Below are 20,889 nucleotides of genomic sequence, written 5' to 3'. Positions count from 1 at the left end.
GGCAGATTCGCCCGCATGCCGGTATCAACCCGACCTGTTGCGAAGCGGCCAACAGCATTGGGCGTGCAGTTGGCCTCGAACCGTCATCCGCGGCGCGCCATGCTTGCGTTCGAAGCCGCGTCGCTTGCCTGGCCAAACCCGCAGAGCCTTGCCCTGCAAAGGCGCAGGCGTTTTGTGCCCATTTCAGCCAGCGCATGGCACAGCCTATGCGTTAGTGACACTCGAGCAGACAAGATGCTCAACCAACCGCAAGTCCATCTGATCCTCTTTAGGAGAACTTCCATGAAAGCGCTGACCATCAAAGACCTCGCCGTGACCGAACAACTCGACAGCAAGGCCATGCAAGCCGTACGCGGTGGCTACATTGCCTACCCGGCATTCCCGAGCCTCTCGTTCAAGTTCGATAACAGCAAGACGGTCGACGCACAGCAGCTTGTAAATCAGACCGGCGACATCAGTGCTGTCGCGAACAACAACAACGCCTTCGCGCAGAACATGAACCTGAAGATCACGCCGACGATGACGGGCACCAACAACGTCAACGTCTACTAAAAAGATCACGCGGCTTGCAACGGGGGCCGGGAGCACGCGCAACGTGCTCCCGGCGCAAGGCAAAAGCCGCTCGCGCTGTCTCGTCACCACGCGTCACCGTCTCTCGAACTTCACGATTCCTTGGAGAACATCATGTCGTCCATCATCATTCGCGACCTGTCCGGCACCCGGCTGCTCGAGCGCCGCGCGATGTCCGCCGTATCGGGCGGCGCAGCACCCGGCAATTCATGGCTGGCTGGCCTCGGCCCGGTCGCTAACGTCAACGTCGGCGTGAGCCAGAACATCACGCAGATGCAGTTCGTCAACGTCGAAGCCTTGAACAACATCGGTGTGATCGGGGCCGGCTTTGTGCCGCCGAACCTGAACATCAGCCCCAAACTGTGGGCTAGCACCAATGCGGTGGTCTGAGCGTACGCCGAAGTGGAGGTCCGCGGACCTCCATACTGTGCGCTAGCGCGCGCTGCCGGATACCGGAAGCGCGCGCGATTTCCTATACTGGTTGATCCTGCTGTGCCGCGCCAATGCGGCATTTCATGCGATGCGCTGCAGCGCACGTTCACCCGCTTATGGAACAGCCATGGCCAAGCTCGTCATCAAAGATCTTTCCGCCAGCGTCGAACTCGATCGCGAAGCAATGACCGCGATCGTCGGCGGTGCGCGCAGCGGCGCCCGCTTCGCGGTAACGGCGCAGACCCAGCCGGCGGCGGCGCAAACCGTCGCGCGAGTCGTCGACTATCCGCCTGGATTTCCATCCGCGCAGCCGGTAGCCGACTCGCGTTTTCCGCGGCAAAGCCTGTTGCGCAAGTAGTTAATCTGCGTCGACGATTGAGAAAAGTCGTAACGGCCGCGCGTCAAATCCCGCATCAAGCCAAACGTACGAATACGCCAGCCGTAAAAAAGCCTCTCTACCCGCGTGCGGGTGGAGAGGCCATGAAGCACACTCGACTGCTCACAAAAGAAGGTGACGGATCGCCGGATTGAGGAGTCCGGCATCGCCCCAGCCAGAAGCTAGATCCGTCATGCCTGCGATTATGCGATGAGAGCCGCGCTTCGTCATTGCACAATTTGACAAGACACCCTTACCGGATCGCGCAGAATGCCGTCGCCGCCCTTGCGATATACATTGTGCGGTTTGCGTTCTGCCAACGAATATCGGCGGGTGGCGAGCTAATCACGCGTATCCGTTAACATGACGAATCGGCGCACCGCCCGGCGCGCTCCGCTACCGATTAACCGCCTTGCCAACCTATACGCTGCCAGCCGTACTCGAAGCGGAACTCGAAATCCGCAAAAGCCGTTTTATCGCCTACGCGATTCCGGTTACGGACCGCGATGCCGCTATGACTGAACTGCGCCGTCTGCGCACCGTCCATCCAACGGCAACCCATATATGCTGGGCGTTGCTAGCGGGCGGCCAGTCGGGCATGTCGGATGACGGCGAACCATCGGGCACCGCGGGCCGGCCGATTCTGGAAGTGCTCAGACACCACGACCTGGACGGTGTGCTAGCCGCCGTGGTGCGTTATTACGGTGGTGTCAAACTTGGCGCCGGAGGGCTGGTGCGCGCGTACACGGATGCGATCGCAAGTGCGTTGCAAGACGCGCCGCGGGTAGAACGCATCGCGTTCGCGCAACTGGTGGTGGAAATCGGCTATCCGGATGAAGCGCGCGTGCGCCGCTGGCTGGAGCAGCAGCACTATGCGCTAGAGAAAAGCGCTTATGCGATGAATGTGCAGCTGGTGGTACGCCTGCCGGCTAGCGCACTGGATAGCGCGCGCGCCGCGCTGCGCGACATCACGCAAGGCCGCGCCGGGTTTCCCGATACCTGAGCAGGCCGTGACCTGCTCAGGTCGGCCTGCTTCAGCTTAGCGTGATTGCACCATTGACCCGATCCGGGCCGGCCACATGCGACGACGAAGGCGAAGCCTTTCTCGTGGGACCCGCATGCTTGACGACCACATGCTTGACGACGCCGCTCGAGCCATGCGCAGCTGTCTTTTTGGCTGCAGCCTTTTTGACGGCGGTTTTCTTTGCGGCACCCTTCTTTGCTACCGCTTTCTTTGCCGCGCCAGGTGCTGCCCGCTTCGCTGCGGTCTTCTTCGCTGCGGTTTTCCTGGCAGCCGTCTTCTTCGCAGCCGCGCCCTTCACACCCGCCTTCTTTGCCGCAGTCTTGACAGCGCTCTTTGCCGCAGTCTTGACAGCGCTCTTTGCCGCGCCGGTCTTGCGTGCAGCAGCGCCCTTTGCGGTAGCCTTTTTAGCCGCGGCTTTCTTCGCCGCAGTCTTCCTGCCAGCCGTCTTCGCACTTGCCGCTGCCTGCGCGCCGCCCGCTGCGCTGCCGCCATCGATCAAGAACTTGCTTCTATCTTTCACGTCCTTGATCCATGCCGGCGGCCGTGCATGACCGCTCCAGGTTGCGCCCGTTTTCGGGTCGCGGTACTTCGGCGGCAACTTGCCTTTACTGGCGCTAGCACTGGTTGCCTTGCCGTCGAGACCGAGCCGTTTAGCTTGTGCCCGATCGCGTCTTGCCTTGGCTCGTGTTTCGATGTCATGCGTGGTTAGACCATGCTTGAGCATCAATTCCCGGATCTGATCGAGCGCACCTTGCGCACGCCTGGTGACGAGCGCTTCGGCTTGCTCTTGCAGTTTCTTAATGCGAGCCTGGATCTGCTCCAATTTGGCCATACTGATCTCCCGAGTTAATGACACAAGCGGACTATGCCATGGATAAAGCTCGAAGTGCGATGTTTTGAACGCAAAGTAAGGTAATAACAACAGTATTTCGATCCGCTAAGCGGGTGAAAAGCCGTTCGACAGCAATCGGTTTATGCAAAAGCGTCAGCAACACGGCTTATTACGGTTTTACATGCGCCGGCTTTACACGTGGCAGCACGCCGATCCGTTAGCGATCTTTAACAGAAACAGCGGCAATAGTTGCAACTGTTCATCGCTTGGGCAAGCGTATGCGGCATTTAGTTCAGCCTTTTAGCGAGCCTGCCAGATTTTGATCATTGCGGCGTAAGACCGCGCCATGCAAACCGCACCGTCCTTGCTCTTCGCAAAGCGCAAGAAAACTTCAGCTTCACGCATTGCATGGCGAATGAAAGACCGCGCATACGAACGCTGCACTGCGAATAAAGAGCCGCGCTTGCCCTGCATGCCCCTCCTAACCACCCCCATATGCATGGCCCGCACCGACGCATACCGCCTTCATGCTGTTGTGCGCGCAAGCGTCCATTGCCCTTAGACTGTTAGCTTTCGCCATAGGCTGTCGCGCTGCATCGCGCCGCGCACATGCCTGCGCAACAAACCATATTCACCTGACCATCGGGAGATCTCACATGGAGCACGCGTACGTCCAGTTGCTGCACCTGCTTGCGGGGCACGCTGGATGGACGTATGCCGTCGTCTTTCTGGCAGCATTTCTGGAATCTGTAGCGATCGTCGGCGTCTTCGTGCCGGGCAGTACCGCAATGTTCGTGGCCGGCGCGCTGGTCGGCACCGGCACGCTGAACCTGGGCTGGCTGCTGGTCTGCGCGATCGTGGGCGCAGTGGCCGGCGACGGCATGAGCTACTGGTTCGGTTACCGGTATCGCACGAAGATCGCAGGGATATGGCCGTTTCGCACTCACCCGAAGCTGCTGGAAAGCGGCGAACAGTACTTCAGAAAACACGGTCTGAAGAGTGTCGTGTTCGCCCGTTTTGCCGCGCCGTTGCGCGCCATCGTGCCGGTCGTCGCCGGCATGCTCGAGATGCCGCCGGGCCGCTTCTATGCAATGAACGTGCTGTCCGCCGTGCTATGGGCGCCCGCGCACATTCTGCCCGGCGTCGTGTTCGGCGCATCGATCCAGCTGGCCGGTGCGGTGTCGTTCAGGCTCGTCGCGGCACTTGCCATCGTGGTCGGCGCGATCTGGGCCATCTATGTGGTCACCCGTTTCATCGTGGCGCACGCGCGCAACTGGGCCGTCGCGTCGCAACACCATATCTCCGCCTGGGCACAGCAGCGTGACGGCGCCATCGGCCGCTTTGTGCGGGACCTCGTCGATCCGAGCCGACAGAGCGTCGGCCTGGTGATCGCGATGTCGATCGCGGTGCTGCTGTGCGCCGGCATCTTCTTCGGGGTACTGCAGGACGTCGTGCAAGGCAATCCATTGGTGCAGGTGGATCAGTCGGTCTACCGTTTCATGGAGTCGATCCGCTCGCCATGGATTGCCGATGCGCTGTCGTGCATCGCTGCGCTCGCGTCAGTACCCACGCTGATCGCGCTAAGCGCAACCGGTGTGTTGTGGATGACGTACGAGCGCCGCTGGCGCACCGTCGCCTACTGGCTGATCGCCGTGGCCTTCTCGCAGCTGCTGATTCTCGCGATCCAGTCGATCGTGCAGCGCGTGCCGCCGTGGAGCGCAAGTGGCGGCGACTTCGCCTTTCCCAGCAATCACGTTGCGGCGAGCGTGATCGTCTATGGCTTTCTCGGCTTCATCCTCGTAAGGCGAGCCGGCGTGTTCGTCGGTATCGTCGTGACGACGTTCTGCACCGCGATCCTGCTTGCCGCTGCGTTCGCCGGACTTTATTCGGGCCGCTTCTCGTTCTCGGATGCACTCGGCGGCGCCGCGTTCGCCGCGGTATTGGTCGCACTGGTGGCGCTGATCGCCGTGTGGCGGCATCCGGAAGCGCCGGCGGCGCGTCCGTTCATGCCGATGGTCGCACTATGCGTGCTCGCGGTGAGCGCCGCGCTGCAGTATCACGCGCATCCGTCTTCGATTTCGATGCCCGAGCAGACGAGTCGTGCACCTATCGTCATTAGCGAAGCGCAGTGGACGGATTCGCTATGGAAGACCTTTCCGTGCTATCGCTCCGATTTGACAGGCGATCGGCGCGAACCGATTACCGTGCAATGGAACGCCAGCGCGTCCGATATCGCTGCGCAACTGGAAAATCGCGGCTGGATTACCGGCACGCGTTTTTCGGCGCGCAGCCTGTTTTCGCTGATTTCGCCGGATGTGCCCGCGATGGACCTGCCGGTGCTACCGAAGCTCAACGACGGCGAGCCTTCGCCGCTGGTGTTTGCACGTCAGCGCGAACGCGCCGACGAACGCGACGTGCTGCGCTTCTGGCCGTCCGGCTACGTGGTCCGGCACAAGGCAGGGGCACCGGCCACGCCGATCTGGCTCGGCTCGATGGTGCACGAACGGCTGCTGCGTCCGTCCTGGCCATTCAATGTGCTGCGCACCGACCGTCAGTTCGACCCAATGATCTCCGCTCAAGGCAAGGCTGACTGGCAGGCATTCGAACTTTCCAGTAGTGTCGGCTGCAAGGGCATACCGGTTACGCTGATCGCAACGCTGTCGCATTGAGTGGCCGGCGGGCTTCGCTCATCGGGCTCGCCTGCCACTTCGTTTATTGCCACCACGCTGCGGCGGCCGCGCTTTCCATGCAACAATGCCCGCATCCCGATCGACCGCCGCGGCGCACCGCAAGTCCGCGGCGAATGGCAAGGAGCCCTTCGCGTGATCGAACTTCCGGCTGCCGCAATTGCAACGTGGGGTAGCGCGCTGGTATTTCTCAACGTGCTGATCTCGCGCCTCGGCGTGCCGATTCCGGCCGTGCCGCTGCTGCTGTTTGCCGGCGTCGCGATCGTCGACCACCGCCTGACGTTCGGACACGTGCTGGCGGCAGCGGTGCTCGGCGCGCTGACCGGCGACGGCGTGTGGTTCACGGCCGGGCGCATCCTCGGCCGCCGGCTGATTCATGCGCTCGCACGGCTGTCGGTAACCGTCGAAAAACGAGTCAGAAAGGCGCGGGCACTGTTCGTGCGCTTCGGGCCGGCCATCGTGGCGGTATCCAAATTCGTGCCGGGTCTCGCGATCATCACGCCGCCGCTCATGGGTACGACACGCGTGAGCCCGCTGGTCTTCTTCGCCTGGGACACGCTCGGCGTGACCGCGTGGGCTACCTTCTGGCTGCTCGGCGGCGCGGTATTCGAGCGGCATCTTCGAATGTTCGTCGAAATGGTGCGCGCGCACGGCGCCACGATTCTCGACGTGCTGTTCGTGATCGCCGTCGCGTATCTGGTCTATCGCCTCGTGCTGCGCTGGCGTGCGCAGCCGCCGTTGAAGCTCGTGCGTGTCACCCCCGAGCGCATCGATGCGATGCTGCGCCCCGCGATGCCGCCGATGATTCTCGATGCGCGCGCGGCGCAGGAGCGGCACAACAAGCCATTCCATCTGCCACGCGTGCTGCATATCGAGCGCAATTCGCTGGACGAAGTGGACGTGTCGCTCGTCACGCACAACACCGTTGTTTACTGCGTATGCCCCGATAGTGCGACTGCGCGCACGCTGTCGCAGCAGATGCGCGATAAAGGCTTCAAGCGCGTGCGCGCGCTTAGAGGGGGTCTCGATGCGTGGGAACGGCGCGGCTATGCGGTCGAACCGCTGCCGTCGCAACGCACGCCGTCCGGCGGCGGCCCGCTCGACGCAGCACGCGACGGCGAGCGCTGCGACAACATCACGCTGCGCGGCATCGCACCGCGGCAAGCCGCCTGAACGCCGGGCACGCGGATCGCTGCTGCCCGCGCCCGCACCGCACCGCGCTTCAGATTTTCGCGCTATCGGCGGCCTCCGGCAGCTCGATACCGGCCCCCGCTACGACAATCCGGTCGCGTCCCTGCGCCTTCGCCTGATACAGGCTGCGGTCTGCTTCGATCAGCCAGCGATGATAGTCAGGCATGTCAGGCATCAGTTGCGCGATGCCCGCGCTGATGGTGCACGGGCACGATGCGCCTGCATCTTTTGCCTGCGCGCGCACCTGCACCAGCAAATCGCGCGCGATCGCTTCGGTTTCGCGCAGCGTCGCGCCGGGCAGCACCACGCCGAATTCCTCGCCGCCATAACGGCCAATGCTGTCGCCCGCGCGAAAATGCCGGCGCAGCATCCCGGCGAACGCCACCAGCACCGCATCGCCGGCCGGGTGACCGCGTGTGTCGTTGATGCGCTTGAAGTGATCGAGGTCGATCAGCAGCAGACACGACGCGTAGCGGTTGGCGCGGCAACGCTCGAACTCTTCGGCAAGCCGCCCTTCCCAATGGCGCCGGTTCCATAGTCCCGTCAGCCCATCGGTACGGCTGAGCTGTTCGAGTTCGGCCGTACGCGCGGCCAGCTTGTGCGAAATCCGGTAAGTCGACCAGCCGAGCGCAAGCGGATACACAAGCAGAAACGGCAGGCACGCGAGGATGGTCGTCATGCTCGACATCGGGCTGAATGCAAAGCCGCATAACAACACGCCGAGCGCGAGCCCAACCCCATGCGCGCCCAGGCCGCGTACGAACAGGCGCATGCCGCCCGCCGCAATGTTGTCCATGCCGAGCATCGCGAACACCAGCACGCCGGGCAGCACGTTAAAGCGCATCGCGGCCACCCAGAACGCGCCGAATACCGAATCGACCATCAGGTTGCGACGCTCGCCGCGATACGGCACGTGGCAAGCCAGCGCGGCGCGGCGCGCGACATGCGGCCACAAGAAGCCGTGAAAACCCAGCAGGCTCCACAGCAGGATGCCACGCTGCTGCTCGGCGAATACCGATGCGACGCACAGGAATCCGAGTGCGGAACCGGCCATGCGCATCCGGTAGATGCGCTCGACGAAGCGCTTGCCCCGGCCCGCCGTCTGTTTTGTTTCTGACACCATCTGGCACCTGCGCAATTAACTGCGAAATTCGAAAAGCAACGGTGGGTGCAGCGCCGTGTGTCTGGCGTGTTTAGCGTTCGATCGAACCGCCCTATAGGGGTAAAAATTCTACCAGCTTATTTAAGCAGTTCTTAATCAGCGGCTGATTTTGATCGGGGTGCCTGTTACCGATGCGTATATTTACCCGAGCAATCGGGGCTAACCCGGCTAAATGCGGTGCAAACCGGGTGCAAACGCAGTGCAAACCGGGGCGCCCACCCGTCATCCCCTCGCCTTGATATGCGGCATCGGCCGCGCCTCATTTTCAGCTATCACTCACGGTGATTTGTCTGCATTTTCAGGGGCATATCCGTCATGCGATTGTCATAGTCACGACATACTTGGCCCGCAGGATCAATGGTTCCTTGCGACCATCTTTCTTCGGAGCCACCGCCATGCCCGAACTTTCATTCCCCCAAGCGGGTTCAGCAACCGGGAAAAGCCGCAGCGCCGGCCTAGTTGTGTTCCTGCTGGTGATTCTCGGCGGCGCCGCCTATTGCGCGACTCACCTGATCGGCGATCTGCAGCCGGTGCGTGAATCGTCGTTGTGGCCGTATCTGCTGCTCGGTATTGCCTTGCTGATCGCACTCGGTTTCGAATTCGTCAACGGCTTTCACGATACGGCGAATGCAGTGGCCACTGTTATCTATACGCATTCGTTGTCGCCGAACATCGCGGTCATGTGGTCGGGCATGTGGAATTTCCTGGGCGTGCTGACTTCGACCGGCGCAGTCGCGTTCGGCATCCTGCAGTTGCTGCCGGTCGAGCTGATCCTGCAGGTCGGCAGCAGTTCGGGCTTCGCGATGGTGTTCGCGCTGCTGATCGCCGCGATTGTGTGGAACCTCGGCACCTGGTACTTCGGTTTGCCGTCGTCGAGCTCGCATACGCTGGTCGGCTCGATCATCGGCGTGGGCCTGATGAACCAGCTGATGCAGGGTCCGTCGGGCACCAGCGGCGTCGACTGGAACCAGGCGCTCGGCGTCGGCAAGTCACTGCTGTTTTCGCCGCTGGTCGGCTTTCTGCTGTCAGGGCTGCTGTTGCTCGTGCTGAAGTCCCTCGTGCGCGTACCTGCGCTGTACGCGGAACCGAAGGGCAACGAACCGCCGCCGTTCTGGATTCGCGGCCTGTTGATCCTCACCTGTACCGGCGTGTCGTTTGCGCACGGCTCGAACGATGGTCAGAAAGGCATGGGCCTGATCATGCTGATCCTGATCGGCACGGTGCCGACCGCCTATGCGCTGAACAAGGCCGTCACGCCTGCTGAAACGCAGACCTTCCTCGCCGTTTCGCAGCAGGCCTCCACCATCATCGCCAAGTACGTGCCGGCTGGTGCGCCGCCGTCGGTGGCACCGCGCAGCGATGTCGAGCGCTACGTGCAGACTCGCCAGTTGCAGGCCACCACGCTGCCGGCGCTGGAGCAGCTGACGCAACGCATCGGCGCACAGGTCGGTTCGTCGGGTTCGATGGGCAATGTGCCGCAGGACAAGATCAACAACGTGCGTAACGACATGTACATCGCGTCGGAAGCGATCCGGCTGATGGAAAAAGCCAACAACCCGGCCTTCTCCGTCGACGATAAAAAGGCGATCGACAACTTCAAGAAACAGATGGACAACGCAACCAAATTCATCCCGACGTGGGTGAAGGTGGCCGTGGCGATTGCCCTCGGCCTCGGCACGATGGTCGGCTGGAAGCGTATCGTCGTGACGGTCGGCGAGAAGATCGGCAAGCAGCATCTGACCTACGGCCAGGGCGCGTCGGCGGAACTGGTCGCGATGCTGACGATCGGCGCCGCGGATGCATACGGCCTGCCGGTTTCGACCACGCATGTGCTGTCTTCCGGCGTGGCAGGCACGATGGCCGCGAACGGCTCGGGCCTGCAATGGAACACGGTGCGCAGCCTGCTGCTTGCATGGGTACTGACGCTGCCGGCTTCGATTGCGCTGGCAGCGGGCCTGTACTGGCTGTTCCGTACCGTGAGCTGATTGCGTTGATCGCGGCCGATAAACCACCGGCTTATCGGCCGCTAAGCTGCAGGTAACAAAAAACGCGGCGGAGATTCAATCTCCGCCGCGTTTTTACTTGTCCCGCGATATTGCGCTTAATGCGTCAACACAACGCCATCAATACAGGTCCGGCACGATCATCTGTTCGGGCACCGGCTGGCGGTTATAGTCCGGATGATGCACACGCTCAGGCAGCGTGATCACCGGGTGCTCCACTTCGTTGTATGGCACCTGGCTCAGCAGGTGATGAATGCAGTTCAGCCGCGCGCGCTTCTTGTCGACCGCCTGCACCACCCACCACGGCGCTTCCTCGATGTGCGAGCGCTGCAGCATCACCTCCTTGGCCTGCGTATACGCTTCCCAGCGGCGCCGGCTCTCGAGGTCCATCGGGCTCAGCTTCCACTGCTTGAGCGGGTCCTGAATACGCGCCTGGAAGCGGATTTCCTGCTCCTCGTCGGTGATCGAGAACCAGTACTTGAGAATCTGGATGCCGCTGCGCACCAGCATCTTTTCGAACTCAGGCACCGAGCGGAAAAACTCTTCGTATTCGTCGTCGTTGCAAAAGCCCATCACGCGTTCGACGCCGGCACGGTTGTACCAGCTGCGATCGAACAGCACCATTTCGCCGCCGGCCGGCAGATGGCTCACGTAACGCTGGAAATACCATTGCGTGCGCTCGCGGTTGTTCGGCGCCGGTAGTGCGGCAACGCGGCACACGCGCGGGTTCAGGCGTTGTGTAATGCGCTTGATCGCACCACCCTTGCCTGCTGCATCGCGGCCCTCGAAAATCACCACGACGCGGTGGCCGGTCTGCACGATCCAGTCCTGCAGCTTGACGAGTTCGCCCTGCATCCGGAACAGCTCACGGAAATAGGTCTTGCGCGAATCGCGCTGTTCCTGCGACAACGTACCCGAACCGTCGAGCAGGCGGTCGTCGACCTCCATCTCCAGTTCCTCGTCGTACGCGTCGATGAGGTCTTCCTCGAAACGCTGCTGCCTCGCGGCGAGCGACGCTGCGTCGGTCTCACGGTCAAACTCGTTCATCGCGATTCTCCACGGTTAGGCGCCGCATACCGAAACGGCGACGCCGAATGATCGATTATCGAAGCGCGAAGTGTCAGTCGTGTTACCGGGCTTTCAACAGGACGACATCGCGGCCATTGGCTTTCCCGAGTTTACCAAAGGGCAATGCGCGGACCACGCGAGGCGGCCCGCGCACGCCTTACTGGATCACCCGCGTCACGCCGCGGCCGCGCGGATCCGACATCGGCTCAGGCGTGTCGCCATTGATCTTGATCGCCTGAATATCGCCGTTGAAGTTCTGCGCCTGCAACGTGTAGCCCTTTGCTTCCAATTGTTTCGCGAGCTCCCCGTTGATCGGCAGGTAGGGCTCGTAGAAGATCGTGTTCGGCGGCAGCAACTGGTGATGAAAGCGCATCGCGGCCACGGCGTCCTTCAGCGGCATGTTGAAGTCGTACACGTTGTTGATCACCTGGAAGATCGACGTGAAGATGCGCGAGCCGCCGGGCGTGCCGATCACCAGCGACACCTTGCCGTCCTTCGTCATGATGGTGGGCGTCATCGACGAAAGCGGGCGCTTTTTCGGCTCGATCGCGTTCGCGTCGCTGCCGACCACGCCGAACATGTTCGGCACGCCAGGCTTCGCCGCGAAGTCGTCCATTTCGTCGTTCAGCACGATGCCGGTGCCTTGCGCGACCACACCCGAGCCGAAATAGCCGTTGATCGTGTACGTGTTCGATACCGCGTTGCCCCACCTGTCGACCACCGAGAAATGCGTGGTTTCCGCTTTCTCCGGCATCGATGTGCCGAGGCCCGGCTGGACGCTCTTTGTTTCAGAAGGTGTATCCGGATTGACCTCGGCCGCGCGCTTGGCGAGGTAGGGATCGTCGATCAGCTGTGCGACCGGCACCTTGTAGAAATCCGGGTCGCCGAGATATTGCGCACGGTCCGCGAATACGCGCTTTTCGATCTCCGAGATCAGATGGATGTATTGCGGCGAATTCAGTTCGACATTGTTGAAGTTGGACTTCAGGTCCGCTTTCATTTTCAACAGCTGCACAAGGCCTACACCGCCCGAGCTCGGCGGCGGCGCGGTGATCACGTGGTAGCCGTTCCAGTTCGCTTCGACCGGCTGGCGCCACACCGCCTTGTACTCCTGCAGATCGCGTTTGGTGATCAGCCCATGCCCGTGCATCGATGTGGCGATCAGGTCGGCGGTCTTGCCGTTGTAGAACTCTTTTGCACCGTTGTTTGCAATGCGCGTGAGCACGGCGGCGAGATCCGGCTGCTTGAAGGTCTCGCCTTCTTTCATGCTGCCGAAGTAGGTGTCGAAATTGGTCTTGCCGGAGAATTCTTTGGCTGCGTTATCGCGGCGCTGCTGCAGCAGTTCGTCGACCACGAAGCCATCGCGCGCATATTTGATTGCCGGTTGCAGCACCTGCTTCCACGAAAGCTTGCCGAAGCGCCGCTGCGCTTCCCACATGCCCGCTACTGTGCCCGGCACACCGACTGCGTAATATCCGATCAGGCTCTTGCCCTTGATCACGTTGCCCTGCTCGTCGAGGTACATCGTGCGGGTCGCCGCGAGCGGCGCGCGCTCGCGATAGTCGATGAAGTACGGCTTGCCGTTCACGTACAGCGTCATAAAGCCGCCGCCGCCGATATTACCGGCTTCGGGATAGGTAACCGCGAGGGTGAAGGCTATGGCGACCGCGGCATCGACTGCATTGCCGCCTTGCTTGAAGATCTGTTCAGCGGCGTCGGCGCTGAACTTGTCGGCTACGGCGATTGCGGATGCATCGAGTACCGCTTGCTGTTTTGCGGGCCCTTTCGCATAAGCGGGAGTGGGCTCGAGAAAACCACTCGAAAACGACACGAGCCCAGCGAGCGCCAGAGCCGTGATGGAGAGCTTCGTTCTATTGTTTGCCTTCATTGGCTGTCCCCCATGACAGGTTTACGTGGTTCACGGAAAGTCTGTCATGGGCTTATAACATGTCAATGCGCTGTTGCGAAGCCCGCGGGAAGGGTTAGGTGCTAGCGCAGCTGCGCTCATCAATGCTTACGCCGTGGCTTTGTCAGCCGTGGCCCTGCTAAAACGCACGACTCCTAGAAACCAGCCAATACGGGTTTTCGATCCATTGCCACACCGCGACGTCTACGTCGGACAGATCGAATGTATGTTGAGGGAACAGCGAGCCGGCAATCAGTCGCAGCCGTGTCGCAGGGCGCCTGCGGCCAACACGAAGCCTTCCCTTATCGACACCCCCGCCGATCCCAATGCACCAACGGATACTCAGGCTGACCGGTTCGCCCGGCGGATGGCGCAGCAGATCCTGTTCCGACACGTGCTTCTTCGGACCCCATCGGAACCTCTTCAGAAATTGCAGGCTTCGCGCAGCGATATGCCAACTTGCTGCAATTCCGACAACACCATTCCTGCCCAAAAGCTCCGTGGTATAGAGCTTTCTGCTTTGTTCAGAGCTACATTGATAAATAGTTCACGAGTTTCGTGTGTTACGCAAAGAACACTCCTTCGAGCGCCGAAATCAGAATACCTGGACCGATTTTCCGAAAAAGAAAGCGGTCATACTTCACGCAAAGCCTTTTGCAATAGAACCATTACTGCTCGCATGGAATTCACATAAAAACATAAATCACACCACCTCATCTATAGAAAATTATGTCCACAAACATCAAACATAGTTTCATTGAAAACAAACATTTCATGATGTCGCCGAACTCATACAAACATACCCCTTCACTTATCCCTTTCACTCACCTTGAAATAATTCCATCTATAAGCTACCAATAGACATACACCAATTCAAAGTGACAATCCACGAGGATCTATAACGTCCTGTTGATCTATCGGCCGCCCAAGTTTAGTAAGTGACGCCCGCGTAAGTTATGCCTAAATGGCAGATGTAAAATGTAAAACGGATAGCAAACACTCAGGAGATTCACCATGCTTTCCAAGCGCAGCGCAGCAGATTCCGTTGATCCAACACTGATCGAGTTGAGTATACTTTCAACGGAATCATCTCTTCAAGCGGGTAACCCAGCTTGCGTTTACAGCAATGGCGTAATGACCGCTAAAATCTGGTTAGGTTGGGTTTATAACGATAAAGACAGTACGCTGAATACATCTGATATAGAAAGCTACCTTCAGACCCAACAAAATCTTACATGGGGATATATAGATAGTGCGAATACAGCAGGAGGCTCTTTGGATGAATTGGGCTGGACGGTATCAACAACAGACAACGGTTTCGATCACGACTACTCAACCGCCGTAACAATTGAACCATCAACAACTCCGACATCCGATAACCTTCAAGGCAGTATTCCATATTATGTACTTCCAAACTACAACGCGTCGGATGGAAGAAATATCTATTGCTATTTGACACAATGTAACGACGACCCCACGAATGTGGAAACATACAACAAATATTACAGTACACTAAAACAGCAGTTTCCTTGCAGCGTGACGTGTAAACCTTGGATTTTTTATGTCGACGATTTTGAATTTCGGAACATTCCACAAGACGACGATAACAGCATGATGTTGAAGCAGATTTGCTACAAAAGCGATCCAACGTCGACCGGCCCAACCTTTATTTTGAGAAAATGGACAGATTTTCGTCCACGTACAAATTATTATGACGAACCGTACTCCTATCTCCCGTTTGACTGCGGATACGACGGCCAGCTTTTTGCAATAGTTTACTCTGGAAACGATTCCAACTGGAATAATAACAATACGATATTCCTGATTCAAAAGAACGAAACACTTGCGAAGGAGCTTGCGACTTCCAGAACCTTTAAGTCACGAGACCTCTACTACTACAACTACTCCAATCAATCCGGCACGGTATTTTATGAATGTTCGAACTGCATGTACAACACAGGAATGCCTCACAACTACAAGTGGGATGATGAATTGCCGGGAGTACTCATAGGCGGGTGCTTATATAAATACATTGAATGCACAGAAAATGGCAACGTTAAAATTCAGGTGAACTCCTATCCGAATGAACCAAAATATCATTTTTACGCAAATGCACAGGATAATTTTGGAACAAATGTCGAATTCGGATTACAGCTTGTCACCCAAAAATGGCAGTGCCCGGAAATTGATAGCGTTTCCTCTGTTCAACCAACGTGATTTTATGCCAATTTCGAAAAGCCACAATCATTATTCGCCTTGGACATGAAATTAATCGATTGGCAAGACTATTTTTCCTGGAATGGTGGAATTATGGCGCAATATTCAGCAGCTCGCAATGAAGATGGGTATCTTTCAGGCACACCAGATGCTCGCACCGGTCTTTTTTCCAAAACTCTGACGCTTGGAAAGATTTCTGGCAATTATCATAGTGGCCCTGAATTCTCCGTGAAACTAGGTTTCGACCCACAGACTCCAAGCTCAACATCGACATGGGGCAGTTTCGGGCTCGGCTGGACGCTATCGTTGTGTGCATATACTCCCGACGCGACGGCCCTACCGCTTGTAAAAGGTCATCTGACCTTACTCTCCGGTGGAACGTATTATACAGAGCCAACTACGGGAGAGCTGAAACTCGAAGGCTATTTGCTGAAAGACATGGTCGTAAATTGCACGTCAACACCTGACCTGACTTTTAGCATTGTTCATAAATCCGGTGCGCGAGAGTTATACGAAACTATTCCGATGGATAATACAGGCGCAGCCTATCTTACTCAAATTACCGATAAAACCGGGCGGTCGCTTTATCTGTCCTACCACTGGGATGGCTCGACAAGTCAACTAGTTTCGGTGTCGGATGACACGGAAACCATGTTATTCGAAACTGCACTCGATTCAACTCTTTCAACGATCACGCTTTACCCGGGAGCTGCGGAAGAGAGCTCATTCTCCCTTCAGCTCCAGGGAGGACAGTTGGTACTCTGCACTGGACCGGAAAACTATCAAGCTGAATTCAGCTACACGTTCCCGGCAGTCAACAATCAACTGACGATCGCAAGCGTAACAGACAATCAAGGATTGCAAGAGTTTGTCGATTACGGAATCGGGATAACTCAACCAGGCGGTGTGCTAAGGCAGGCGACAGTTTCCACCTACCGTCGAATAACCGACCCAAAATCTCCGGATAGCGACTATCTGGCAACCTACCTCTTTGACGATAGCGAGGCGAATTATTTGGGGTATCCCGTCATCGGGACGACGGACTCGAATCGCGACAGCTTGCTCAATTACGCCGATGCGTTTTCCTACACAACCAACTACACAGAGAGTCTGGGCTCGAACGGCGAAGTCAAAAAAACGACGACAACCTATAACAAATTCCACTCAATTACCGAACAGGCCGTTAGCTACGGTAGCAGCGGCTGCATAGTTACGAAGACCTGCGAATATAACGTAGACGATACCAAGGCCGTTGATGGCCAGGTGCCGACGTACAAATTGCCCACGAAGCTCACACAAACATGGACAAATACAGCTGACGGCGCGTCGTCTCCATATGCAGAGTCCCACGCGTTCAGTTGGTCCGACGCGGGCAACATCGAACGGATCATTGCGAGCACAGGAGTGGTCACGGATTTCACCTACTACCCTGCTGATAGTAATGAGACCAATTGTCCGCCAGACCCGAATGGATTTGAGGCACACCTCAAGAGCAAGACAGTCACCCCGGCGAAGCCTACCGACGAATCCTTGCCGGTCGCGCCGACACGCGAAACGCTCTACAGCTACGAGCTATTGCCCGTGTATGCCGGTGCCCCTGAAGATGGCGCACAACAATTCATCGTCCAGACACAAAAATCTCTACAGGAAGTGGCGGCAGGTGAAAATCCAACCGCAACTGCTATTTCTACTCAGCATTACACCCATATTAGCGATACTGCCGACCTCCTGTCCCATGGCCGCCTTTGGAAAGTCGCCGACGATGTCTACCATCTTGAAAGCGGGTCCACCGTCGCCTGCACCACACAGCACGAATTCACTTACTTGCCCGTCGACGCAACGACATCAATCCCGCAGCGGCAGGTATTGGTCACAACGACAGGCTATGACGGCGTGACTCAACAGATGTCCTTTAGCCGAAGCTGCCTCACCGGAAAGATCATCCAGATAGCCGATACGACGACGTCGTCTAAATCTGGAGCAGGGTCCGAATTGACCATCGATTTCACCTATGACGGACTTGGGCGATTGACGAGCAAGGTGGCTTGCATGGGCTCTCCTGATTTTAAGTCGGGTCAGACGTACATTTACGATGCCGTCGATTTAAATTCAGATAAACCTTATGCCTGCAAGACCACGATTGATGCCTATGGCGTCGGCACACGAACGTATTATGACGGCTCGAAAAACGTGCTATTCGAGGAGACTCAGGATGCCGACATGGTGGTCAGCGACAATGCATCGGCTTACTACGAAATGAGCCGGACCGAATATAACCCGATTGGACAAACCTTGTCGAAAACACTGACCGACTACCACAGTAGTTGGGCGGGTGCAATTGCAACCAGGACGACATATGAATACGACGACTGGGGCAACCAGTACAAAACCACACACGCTGATGGGCATCAGGAAATTTCTCAGGAGGACCCGCTGACGCAGACAACCACCAGTTGGCTAGTCGTCGATGGAACAAAGGAACAAACTGAGAAAACGGTAAAAGACCTGTTTGGCAATCCCCTGACGATCACACGTCTAAGCAGCGAGGGCAACACGTATTCTGTCGAGAGTTACGTGTACGACGGTTCGGGACGCGAAATCAAACATACTGATGTGCTTGGTGGCGTTACGGTTACCGTCTACGACTGCTTCGATCGTCCATCGCTCGTAACACGCGCAGATGGCAGTCAGACACAATTTGCGTATGCAAATTTCAGCAAAGACCAGTTAGCAACCAAGCTCTCAGCATCGGACGCAGAGAACGCTGACCAATATGACTTCGGTACACGAACGTTTGATGGTTTGGGCCGGCTGACACAATCGATAATAGGGGGACGAACGACCGTTTACGAGTACGACGCAAACGACGCTGCGCCTACTCCCGGTGCGATTACATTGCCGACGGGCGTTAAGCTGACTTATACGTACCAACCGGAAATCAGCTACGCCTTGCTCAGCATCGAGTCGAGTGCCAGCGATGAGCCGACGCAAACTTACGATTACGTTCCCGCGACTGCACTACAGAAGAGCGCAGTTCAGGCAGCAGCGGCGAATGGCGACAAGTCTTCGTGGAGCTATGATTATTTCCTGTCCGGCCGAACGAAAGGGAGGATACTCACCTACGTCGTGGATGGAAAGTCCGCGACTCGAAACGATTTCTACACTTATTCACTTGGCGGTCGACTCGTCGACTACACGGATGTTCAGGGACAAAAACACAGTCATACATACAATTCGTTCGGTCAAGTGACAACCAGCAACCTGGACGCAGGTGCTGTTTCTCAATACGTCTATGACGGCGGCGGAAGATTGAGCAATGCCGTCACGCAGGATATCGAGGGATACACGCTGAGCACAACGCTTACGTACGACGTGCAAGGCCGCGAGGAGACCAGGACGCTGACAGTAACGTCGCCATCGGACAATACGGGCAAAGGACAGACCTTGAACACGCAAAAGCAGACGCTTACGTATAACGTGGCCGACGCGGTTGTGGGAAAGGTGTTGGAGCGCGACGCGAACGTCATTCGAACAGAAAACTATTCATATACATCGATCGGGCAGTTGCAAGAATATCAGTGTAGTGGGACAGAATATCCCGAATCACCAGGCGGGTACAGACTGTTAGATCAGCAATTCGAATTTGATTTCATCGGAAACATAGTGGCTGTGACGTCCAGCGTGCTGGATGCCACTGGCGCAAGTATCGAGAATCGAGCGACCTATCAATATGCGGGCACCGATCGAACTCAATTGACCGGCATTACCAACGACAAAATAGCCGAATGGAATGCCACACTAGAGTATGACAAAAATGGAAATCTGACCAAAGACGAACAAGGACGATTTTTAACCGTCAACAGTCAAAACCAGCTTGTAGAGTTGAGCGATTCGTCGCAGACCTTGCTCGGCAACTATTGGTATGACGCGACCGGTACGTTGCTGGCGGAGAAAGCAGTGTCAGATACGGATGCTACGACGTTGTACTATCAGTCGGGGCAACTGGTCTCCGAACTGCGGGGAACAACGATTGCCACCTATCTCAAAGGATCGGCGCGAGTACTGGCCGATGCCGGAACTAAGACTGTCCAGTTGCTAGGCGCAGATCAACAGGGGTCGATCGTGCAGATTACCGACGAGGGCGAGGTGTCATACCGTGCATACGATCCATATGGCTATTGCAAGTGAAAAATAGGCCCAGGAGCGCATCGCCTGCCGTACGATGCGCATCCACGCTTACGCCGTGCAGTACGCCAGTTTCACAATCGGGCTGGAGGATTTAACGATGAAAAGCGATTTGGATACAGTCTCGCTGGGATATATTTGCCAACGCCGCTCAGCATTGACTGGAACATATCTACTTGGCAATGGCTACCGGAGCTTCAACCCTATCATCCGCCGCTTCAGTGCGTGGGATAGTCTCAGTCCTTTTGGCGATGGGACCGCGCATGGCTATGGATATTGCGCAGGCGATCCGATTAACGCAAGTGACCCTTCAGGACATCTTCCCATAATTAAAGCAATCCGCAAGATAACCGAAGAGTTTGTAATAGAGCGGGTCGTTCGCCGCCGCGGGACGGAAGCAATGGCGCGCGAGGTGAGCCAAGGAGCAGACACAATTGGAAGAGTAGTGACCAACGTCGTGGACCAAGCGGTCACTAGTGCTATGGATTCGCCCTTACTCAGCGCAGCGGATAGTGTTGCTGGTCTCGCAATTCAGGAAGGGGCGCCACGAGGAATTCGCACCATACAGGAGGCATTTGGTCATGCCGGAAGCGCTAAAATCACAAAAGTTGAAAGGTTGTCCAGGCCCCGTGGAGCTGGACGTTATATTAAACACACGGTTCACGACCTTGGCGTCGAATACGGCAATCGATGGCTTGAGCGCATGGAAGGATCCACGAATCTTTCCATGGAAGGTCTTTCAGAGCAAACCACACAACTGTACGGTGTGCCTGAAGGAATGGAGAATAAGACGCCAAGGATGAAAATTAAGGGAAGAGCACAGCGCCCACTGGACAGCAACAGAGTTCGCTACGATGTGATGCCCAGTAGCCGTACTTCAGAGTTCGACGCGGACAATGAAGTTGTCCAGGCGCTCAGCCATGTGCGCCGTTCTTCGTCGATGTCATCGACTGAAGAAGGGGCAATTGAAGAGTTACTTGAATTCACTCATCTTTAAAATTCTGGTGATCTTTGGCGATCGCGCGTGGGGACTGATACGCAGGCCAGCGAATGCGAACGCCGCCATCTTGCGACCGAACCGGCGCCGCTCCGTTGAGTTCTGGCCAGTTAGATAGTTCGTTGGCCCGCATCTCCACCAAGAGTTCCGGATTCGCGCACACTTATGTCGCGCTCGTATGGCGCAATGAATCCGCTGGTCGAAACCCATGAAGCGCCACGCCCATGAGCAGCGGATCG

14 protein-coding genes are annotated in these 20,889 nt (G+C 57.4%); 10 read left to right on the top strand and 4 right to left on the bottom strand.

The window, feature by feature from the left end; genetic code table 11:
- Positions 1-282: 282 nt before the first annotated feature.
- From ACYVNQ_RS22165 to ACYVNQ_RS22150, 4 genes are all read left to right on the top strand, one after another.
- The gene (locus ACYVNQ_RS22165; RefSeq protein ID WP_460904777.1) at positions 283-552 is read left to right on the top strand and encodes a hypothetical protein; all 270 of its coding nucleotides are present in this window, start codon (positions 283-285) and stop codon (positions 550-552) included.
- 132 nt (positions 553-684) lie between these two features.
- Positions 685-960, top strand: coding sequence for a hypothetical protein (locus ACYVNQ_RS22160; RefSeq protein ID WP_460904775.1), 276 nt, complete (start codon positions 685-687; stop codon positions 958-960).
- Between the two features lie 169 nt (positions 961-1,129).
- Complete coding sequence (locus ACYVNQ_RS22155) at positions 1,130-1,360, top strand: hypothetical protein (RefSeq protein WP_460904773.1); 231 nt, start codon at positions 1,130-1,132, stop codon at positions 1,358-1,360.
- Positions 1,361-1,790: 430 nt separating this feature from the next.
- Complete coding sequence (locus ACYVNQ_RS22150; protein ID WP_460904771.1) at positions 1,791-2,381, top strand: IMPACT family protein; 591 nt, start codon at positions 1,791-1,793, stop codon at positions 2,379-2,381.
- 31 nt (positions 2,382-2,412) lie between these two features.
- Here ACYVNQ_RS22150 and ACYVNQ_RS22145 read toward each other — a convergent pair whose 3' ends face one another.
- The gene (locus ACYVNQ_RS22145) at positions 2,413-3,234 is read right to left on the bottom strand and encodes an H-NS histone family protein (protein WP_460904769.1); all 822 of its coding nucleotides are present in this window, start codon (positions 3,232-3,234) and stop codon (positions 2,413-2,415) included.
- Between the two features lie 656 nt (positions 3,235-3,890).
- On the opposite strand from ACYVNQ_RS22145, the gene ACYVNQ_RS22140 reads away from it, so the two are divergent.
- On the top strand, positions 3,891-5,903 hold the full coding sequence (locus ACYVNQ_RS22140) for a bifunctional DedA family/phosphatase PAP2 family protein (RefSeq protein WP_460904767.1): 2,013 nt from the start codon (positions 3,891-3,893) through the stop codon (positions 5,901-5,903).
- A gap of 153 nt (positions 5,904-6,056) precedes the next feature.
- A complete protein-coding gene (locus ACYVNQ_RS22135; protein ID WP_460904765.1) occupies positions 6,057-7,094 on the top strand; it encodes a VTT domain-containing protein in 1,038 nt (345 codons plus the stop codon).
- A 49-nt stretch (positions 7,095-7,143) separates the two neighbouring features.
- Here the strand turns inward: ACYVNQ_RS22135 and ACYVNQ_RS22130 are convergent, their stop codons facing one another.
- Complete coding sequence (locus ACYVNQ_RS22130) at positions 7,144-8,235, bottom strand: diguanylate cyclase (RefSeq protein WP_460904763.1); 1,092 nt, start codon at positions 8,233-8,235, stop codon at positions 7,144-7,146.
- A 434-nt stretch (positions 8,236-8,669) separates the two neighbouring features.
- Here ACYVNQ_RS22130 and ACYVNQ_RS22125 point away from each other — a divergent pair, with 434 nt between their 5' ends.
- Complete coding sequence (locus tag ACYVNQ_RS22125; RefSeq protein WP_460904761.1) at positions 8,670-10,259, top strand: inorganic phosphate transporter; 1,590 nt, start codon at positions 8,670-8,672, stop codon at positions 10,257-10,259.
- Between the two features lie 138 nt (positions 10,260-10,397).
- Here the strand turns inward: ACYVNQ_RS22125 and ppk2 are convergent, their stop codons facing one another.
- Positions 10,398-11,324: a polyphosphate kinase 2 gene (gene ppk2 / locus ACYVNQ_RS22120; protein ID WP_460904759.1), complete on the bottom strand. Its 927-nt coding sequence runs from the start codon at positions 11,322-11,324 to the stop codon at positions 10,398-10,400.
- A 178-nt stretch (positions 11,325-11,502) separates the two neighbouring features.
- Positions 11,503-13,233, bottom strand: coding sequence for a gamma-glutamyltransferase (gene ggt, locus ACYVNQ_RS22115; protein ID WP_460904757.1), 1,731 nt, complete (start codon positions 13,231-13,233; stop codon positions 11,503-11,505).
- Positions 13,234-14,265: 1,032 nt separating this feature from the next.
- Between ggt and ACYVNQ_RS22110 the strand changes: the two genes are divergently transcribed.
- The 3 genes from ACYVNQ_RS22110 to ACYVNQ_RS22100 all read left to right on the top strand — a co-directional run bounded on the left by ACYVNQ_RS22110 (position 14,266) and on the right by ACYVNQ_RS22100 (position 20,650).
- Positions 14,266-15,468 carry a hypothetical protein gene (locus ACYVNQ_RS22110; protein WP_460904755.1) on the top strand — a complete coding sequence of 401 codons (1,203 nt, stop codon included), beginning with the start codon at positions 14,266-14,268 and terminating at the stop codon, positions 15,466-15,468.
- A gap of 45 nt (positions 15,469-15,513) precedes the next feature.
- The gene (locus ACYVNQ_RS22105; protein WP_460904753.1) at positions 15,514-19,656 is read left to right on the top strand and encodes an RHS repeat domain-containing protein; all 4,143 of its coding nucleotides are present in this window, start codon (positions 15,514-15,516) and stop codon (positions 19,654-19,656) included.
- Positions 19,657-19,753: 97 nt separating this feature from the next.
- On the top strand, positions 19,754-20,650 hold the full coding sequence (locus ACYVNQ_RS22100) for an RHS repeat-associated core domain-containing protein (RefSeq protein ID WP_460904751.1): 897 nt from the start codon (positions 19,754-19,756) through the stop codon (positions 20,648-20,650).
- The last annotated feature ends 239 nt before the right edge of the window (positions 20,651-20,889 follow it).

The organism is Paraburkholderia jirisanensis, assembly GCF_054782355.1.
The sequence above is the reverse complement of the archived record's forward strand: the minus strand, read 5'-3'. Positions and strand labels throughout refer to the sequence as shown.

Coding starts and splice junctions, on each gene's coding strand:
- ACYVNQ_RS22125 (WP_460904761.1), top strand. CDS start 8,670: ATGCCCGAACTTTCATTCCCCCAAGCGGGTTCAGCAACCGGGAAAAGC.
- ACYVNQ_RS22160 (WP_460904775.1), top strand. CDS start 685: ATGTCGTCCATCATCATTCGCGACCTGTCCGGCACCCGGCTGCTCGAG.
- ACYVNQ_RS22100 (WP_460904751.1), top strand. CDS start 19,754: ATGAAAAGCGATTTGGATACAGTCTCGCTGGGATATATTTGCCAACGC.
- ACYVNQ_RS22130 (WP_460904763.1), bottom strand. CDS start 8,235: ATGGTGTCAGAAACAAAACAGACGGCGGGCCGGGGCAAGCGCTTCGTC.
- ACYVNQ_RS22105 (WP_460904753.1), top strand. CDS start 15,514: ATGAAATTAATCGATTGGCAAGACTATTTTTCCTGGAATGGTGGAATT.
- ACYVNQ_RS22155 (WP_460904773.1), top strand. CDS start 1,130: ATGGCCAAGCTCGTCATCAAAGATCTTTCCGCCAGCGTCGAACTCGAT.
- ACYVNQ_RS22145 (WP_460904769.1), bottom strand. CDS start 3,234: ATGGCCAAATTGGAGCAGATCCAGGCTCGCATTAAGAAACTGCAAGAG.
- ACYVNQ_RS22110 (WP_460904755.1), top strand. CDS start 14,266: ATGCTTTCCAAGCGCAGCGCAGCAGATTCCGTTGATCCAACACTGATC.
- ppk2 (WP_460904759.1), bottom strand. CDS start 11,324: ATGAACGAGTTTGACCGTGAGACCGACGCAGCGTCGCTCGCCGCGAGG.
- ggt (WP_460904757.1), bottom strand. CDS start 13,233: ATGAAGGCAAACAATAGAACGAAGCTCTCCATCACGGCTCTGGCGCTC.
- ACYVNQ_RS22140 (WP_460904767.1), top strand. CDS start 3,891: ATGGAGCACGCGTACGTCCAGTTGCTGCACCTGCTTGCGGGGCACGCT.
- ACYVNQ_RS22165 (WP_460904777.1), top strand. CDS start 283: ATGAAAGCGCTGACCATCAAAGACCTCGCCGTGACCGAACAACTCGAC.